Origin of the sequence: Pantoea sp. AS-PWVM4, assembly GCF_000468095.1 — a bacterium.
Taxonomy (GTDB): Bacteria; Pseudomonadota; Gammaproteobacteria; order Enterobacterales; family Enterobacteriaceae; genus Pantoea; species Pantoea phytobeneficialis.
The window spans coordinates 1-5,082 of sequence record NZ_ASZC01000039.1 but is presented as its reverse complement, the minus strand read 5'-3'; the positions used below and the strand labels follow the sequence as shown (position 1 = coordinate 5,082).

Here is a 5,082-nt window from a genome sequence, read left to right as displayed (position 1 = left end):
GCGCCGATGGTAGTGTGGGGTCTCCCCATGCGAGAGTAGGGAACTGCCAGGCATCAAATAAGTGAAGAAGCCCTGAACGAAAGTTCAGGGCTTTTTTACGTTTAAGAATCGTCTCTCAGATGATGAAAAACCACGAAAACATCCCACTCGTTACTAACTGATCAGGTAAACTACGGCCAGATTAATCAGTTAAGGCCGTGAAATGTCCAGCCCCAACACTTCTCTTAAAGCTTTCAATACACTTGGCCTTGAGGTCAGTGCGAAACATATCGTTATTGCTGATACCGCAGAAGCCATCATTGATGCATGGCAGGATAGTGTCCAGCAGACACAGCCATTTATGGTACTCGGAGGCGGTAGCAATGTGCTGTTTCTTGAAGACTTTCACGGCACGGTCATTATCAATGCAATCAAAGGCATAGCCATAGAAGAACATGCCGAAGCATGGCAGTTGCATATCGGGGCGGGAGAGAATTGGCATGAACTGGTTGAGCATACTCTAAAGAAAGGAATTACGGGTCTAGAGAACTTGGCGCTAATTCCAGGTATGGCGGGTTCAGCTCCTATCCAAAACATCGGTGCTTACGGGGTGGAATTCAAAGATATCTGCCATTATGTTGATGCTTTGCATCTGCCCACCCAGAAAATCGTGCGACTGGTTCGTGAAGAGTGCGCATTCGGTTATCGTGACAGTATTTTCAAACATGCAATGAAAAACGATTACGTCATTGTAGCGGTTGGATTACGCCTGACAAAACAATGGCGGCCTGTACTGAGTTACGGTGACCTGGCACGACTGAATCCTGCAACGGCCAGCGCGTGGGATGTATTCAATGCGGTATGTCAGATGCGTCAGAGTAAGCTGCCTGACCCCAGCGTAACGGGTAATGTAGGGAGTTTCTTTAAAAATCCACTGATTACTGCCAACCAGGCTGCTACTTTATGTGCCCAGTGGCCGACGATGCCACTCTATCCGCAACCTGATGGCGAGGTAAAACTTGCCGCGGGTTGGTTGATCGATCAATGTCAGCTGAAAGGCTATCGGGTTGGTGGTGCTGCTGTGCATCGTCAGCAGGCACTGGTGCTGATCAACGAAGATCGAGCGACACCTCAGGACATTGTTCAGTTGGCACGGGAAGTACGAAGCCATGTCGGTGAAAAATTTAATGTCTGGCTGGAGCCTGAAGTTCGTTTTATTGGTGCGCAGGGCGAACGCAATGCCGTTGAGGTGATCTCATGAAAGACCACAGTGTTCCGTTAAAACTGGTCGCTTTACTGGCAGATGGGGAATTCCATTCTGGTGAGCAACTGGGCGAAGTTCTGGGGATGAGCCGGGCAGCGATTAACAAGCATATACAAACGCTGAAGAGTTGGGGACTGGATGTTTATACGGTTACCGGGAAGGGTTACAGCCTGCCTGCTCCCATTCAGTTGCTGAACGAAGAAGAGATATTGTCGCGGCTGCATCAACCTAATCTGGCCGTTATTCCGGTGATTGACTCTACGAACCAGTATCTGCTGGAGCGCATGGATCAGCTGGTTTCAGGCGATGCCTGTATTGCTGAGTATCAACAGGCAGGACGAGGGCGTCGCGGCAGACAGTGGTTTTCCCCTTTTGGTGCCAATTTGTATATGTCGATGTACTGGCGACTGGAGCAAGGGCCAGCTGCTGCGATGGGGCTTAGCCTTGTTATTGGCATTGTCATGGCCGAAGTTATTCAGTCCCTCGGTGCAAAAGATGTACGAGTTAAATGGCCGAATGACCTCTATCTGCATGATCGGAAATTGGCCGGTATTCTGGTTGAACTGACCGGAAAAACGGGCGATGCGGCGCAAATTGTCATTGGTGCAGGTATCAATCTTGCGATGCGATCAGAAGGCGCAACACAAATAAATCAAGGCTGGATTAACTTGCAAGAGGCGGGAGTGCAGATCGATCGCAACCAGTTGGCTGCTCAGTTGATTAACAGCCTACGGGAAGCTTTGCCATTATTTGAACGTGATGGACTGGCACCTTTTATTGAGCGTTGGGATGCATTGGATAACTTTATTAATCGGCCAGTCAAATTGCTAATTGGCGATCGCGAAGTGCATGGCATAGCGCGTGGTGTTGATAAGCAAGGTGGTTTATTGCTGGAACAGGATGGTGCGGTTAAAGCATGGGTTGGTGGTGAAATTTCATTACGACCCGATAATTAACCCGCGGTTATTTCTAATGCCAGGACAGCCTGGTCACTGATAATAAAGCCCTGAAAAATTCAGGGCTTTATTGTTTTTGTATTTATTTTCTCAGTCGTACATGTTGTACGGCATGATCAGCTGACTTCGTCATGATCAGGCTGGCCCGCTCACGAGTTGGAAGGATGTTCTCTTTAAGATTCAACCAGTTAATTTCTTTCCACAGACTGCGGGCAATGCTGACGGCGTCTTCTTCAGGCAGTTGAGAATAATGATGGAAATATGAATCTGGATCGCTAAAGGCACCTTCACGAAATTTAAGAAACCGATTGATATACCAGCTTTCGAGCAGATCTTCAGGTGCATCAACATATATGGAGAAGTCGACAAAATCCGAGACAAATACATGATGCGGATCGTGAGGATAATCCATTCCGCTTTGCAGCACGTTTAAACCTTCAAGGATCAGAATATCAGGCTGCTGAACAACTTTATCGCCGTCGGGAATAACATCATAAATCAGATGTGAATAAACCGGGGCAGTAACCTGGCTGGCACCGGACTTTAGGTCGGAGACAAAATTGACCAGTCGATGCATATCGTAGGATTGCGGGAAGCCTTTCTTTTTCATCAACCCGCGTTCTTTCAGAACCGCATTTGGGTGGAGAAAGCCATCTGTGGTGATCAATTCTACTTTGCGATGTTCCGGCCAACGGCTGAGCAATGCCTGCAACACGCGGGCGGTAGTACTTTTACCCACAGCGACACTGCCAGCAATGCTGATGATATAAGGGATTTTCTGCGCGTTGGTGCCAAGAAACTGTTCAAGCACAGCCTGGCGTCGCAGATTAGAACTGATGTAAAAATTTAACAGGCGCGATAACGGCAAATAAATCTCCGCGACCTCTTCCAGCGAGAGATCTTCGTTGATGCCGCGCAATCGTTCGATTTCACCCTCTGCCAGTGTCATCGGCACTGAGTCGCGCAAGGCAGCCCATTGCTGACGATCAAACTCCAGGTAGGGCGTAGTAAGTGGCGTCGTCTTTTTACTCATAAGCATGCATCTGACAGCAAATTCTGGCTCATCTACACCTTGCAGCATCAGGCATACAGCGATGTGTCGAACTCAGTTGCACGTCACAGGGGTAATTTAACGAGAACAATGGGCAGGAGGGTAACACCAGTGTGACTTTAAAAAGAAGTAAAATGATAAAAGCGAGCACGCTTTCGTAAGCGCGCCCACATTTTTCTTGTCACTCAGTAGGTTGACGAAGCATCTTCTGGTGCACCTGATCGCAAGCGTTTGTAATAGATGGCTCCCGGATGGGGATGCCCATCAGCGCGCAGCGAATAATCAGGCAACTCACCAAGATAATGATATCCCTGTGTCCGATAAAACGCTTCTGCTGGCGAGCCTGCCATGACATCGAGATAAAGCAACCCGCGGTGACAGGCTTCCGCTTTTTGCTCCAGCGCCTGCATGAGCTTAAAGCCAATCCTTTCACGACGTGCTCGCGAATGAACCAACAAATGGAGGATCTCAGCGCGGTTCTGACCATCAGGACGCTGGCAGATACTGAGTTGTACACTGCCGACAAGCCCGGATTCATTCAATGCCACCCATAATAGCAACTCATGTCGCGCCAGGCGGTCGCGTAACCCGTGAAAGTAACGTTCTGCGGCCTGATGTTGTTCCTGTCTACTCGATTGCCGAAATGGCGACGTCATATTGTGTGAGATAGCGTCAATCATTAATGCGGCCAGAGCATGGCGATAACGGGGTAAGGTGGCGGCATTGAGTAAAAAAATATTCATGCGAAATCCTCCTTGTCTGGGCTGGTTTACCTAAATAAGCAAATTACGCGCCAGCAAAAAAACACCTAACCAGGGAAGGATGTCATGCAATGTACATTAGTTTGCACAGACAGATGGCAGCATGACTCAGAATTGTGCAGCCTTTTAGCGAAAAATCTATGACCGAGTGGCAGGATTTCGCGGGTAAAAAAGCAGCGGCTTTGAACAAATTTGCCGCAATTTATGATTGATTTGCGAGGATTTGCACAAATAGTAATCGATAGCGCGATTTTGGCAATTTTTTTGTTGCATCCTGCATCCGCACTTCCTAGAATGCGCGTCACTTGATGCCGGCTTAGCTCAGTTGGTAGAGCAACTGACTTGTAATCAGTAGGTCACCAGTTCGATTCCGGTAGCCGGCACCATCAAGTAGGTGGGATTCCCGAGCGGCCAAAGGGAGCAGACTGTAAATCTGCCGTCACAGACTTCGAAGGTTCGAATCCTTCTCCCACCACCATCTCAACCTCCTGGTTGAGCGTCAGATGAAGTCGTCTGATGGGTGAGTTCAATTCTCTCACCTTCGAATTCAGACTGAGCATTGGCACAGTCAACGTTAGTCGGAAACACTGGCTAACTCGAATAATAGAAGGTCTTCTTTTATTATTCATAAGCTACAGAAAGAACAGGTAGCCGAGTTCCAGGATGCGGGCATCGTATAATGGCTATTACCTCAGCCTTCCAAGCTGATGATGCGGGTTCGATTCCCGCTGCCCGCTCCAGATGTGCTGATATGGCTCAGTTGGTAGAGCGCACCCTTGGTAAGGGTGAGGTCCCCAGTTCGACTCTGGGTATCAGCACCACTTCCTTTATCTCTCTCCTGATTCTCTCTCTGTAAAACTAACAGTCAGGCATAGCCTGGTTGATGTGACGATATCTTTGATATATCCATGTCTTAGAGGGACAAGCGATGGCTAAAGAGCAATTTCAACGTAACAAACTGCACGTAAACGTGGGCACCATCGGTCACGTTGACCACGGTAAAACCACTCTGACTGCAGCGATCACCACCGTTCTGGCTAAAACCTACGGCGGTCAGGCTCGTGCATTCGA

General features: G+C 48.6%; 5 protein-coding genes and 4 tRNA genes. 7 read left to right on the top strand and 2 right to left on the bottom strand.

What is annotated here, in order from left to right; translation table 11 throughout:
• Positions 1-202 precede the first annotated feature (202 nt).
• The gene (gene murB, locus L579_RS22920) at positions 203-1,240 is read left to right on the top strand and encodes a UDP-N-acetylmuramate dehydrogenase (RefSeq protein ID WP_021186492.1); all 1,038 of its coding nucleotides are present in this window, start codon (positions 203-205) and stop codon (positions 1,238-1,240) included.
• Complete coding sequence (birA, locus tag L579_RS22915) at positions 1,237-2,199, top strand: bifunctional biotin--[acetyl-CoA-carboxylase] ligase/biotin operon repressor BirA (protein WP_021186491.1); 963 nt, start codon at positions 1,237-1,239, stop codon at positions 2,197-2,199. The genes murB and birA overlap by 4 nt, the downstream gene beginning before the upstream one ends.
• An 82-nt stretch (positions 2,200-2,281) precedes the next feature.
• Here birA and coaA read toward each other — a convergent pair whose 3' ends face one another.
• Positions 2,282-3,232, bottom strand: coding sequence for a type I pantothenate kinase (gene coaA, locus L579_RS22910; RefSeq protein ID WP_021186490.1), 951 nt, complete (start codon positions 3,230-3,232; stop codon positions 2,282-2,284).
• 203 nt (positions 3,233-3,435) lie between these two features.
• On the bottom strand, positions 3,436-3,993 hold the full coding sequence (locus L579_RS22905) for a GNAT family N-acetyltransferase (RefSeq protein WP_021186489.1): 558 nt from the start codon (positions 3,991-3,993) through the stop codon (positions 3,436-3,438).
• 328 nt (positions 3,994-4,321) lie between these two features.
• Between L579_RS22905 and L579_RS22900 the strand changes: the two genes are divergently transcribed.
• The 5 genes from L579_RS22900 to L579_RS23540 all read left to right on the top strand — a co-directional run.
• A tRNA-Thr gene (locus tag L579_RS22900) sits at positions 4,322-4,397 on the top strand.
• A 7-nt stretch (positions 4,398-4,404) separates the two neighbouring features.
• Positions 4,405-4,489: transfer RNA gene (locus L579_RS22895), tRNA-Tyr, on the top strand.
• 187 nt (positions 4,490-4,676) lie between these two features.
• Positions 4,677-4,751, top strand: a tRNA-Gly gene (locus L579_RS22890).
• Between the two features lie 5 nt (positions 4,752-4,756).
• Positions 4,757-4,832: transfer RNA gene (locus tag L579_RS22885), tRNA-Thr, on the top strand.
• 107 nt (positions 4,833-4,939) lie between these two features.
• Positions 4,940-5,082: GTP-binding protein (locus L579_RS23540; RefSeq protein ID WP_235056596.1), on the top strand; the 143-nt coding region annotated here is incomplete at its 3' end.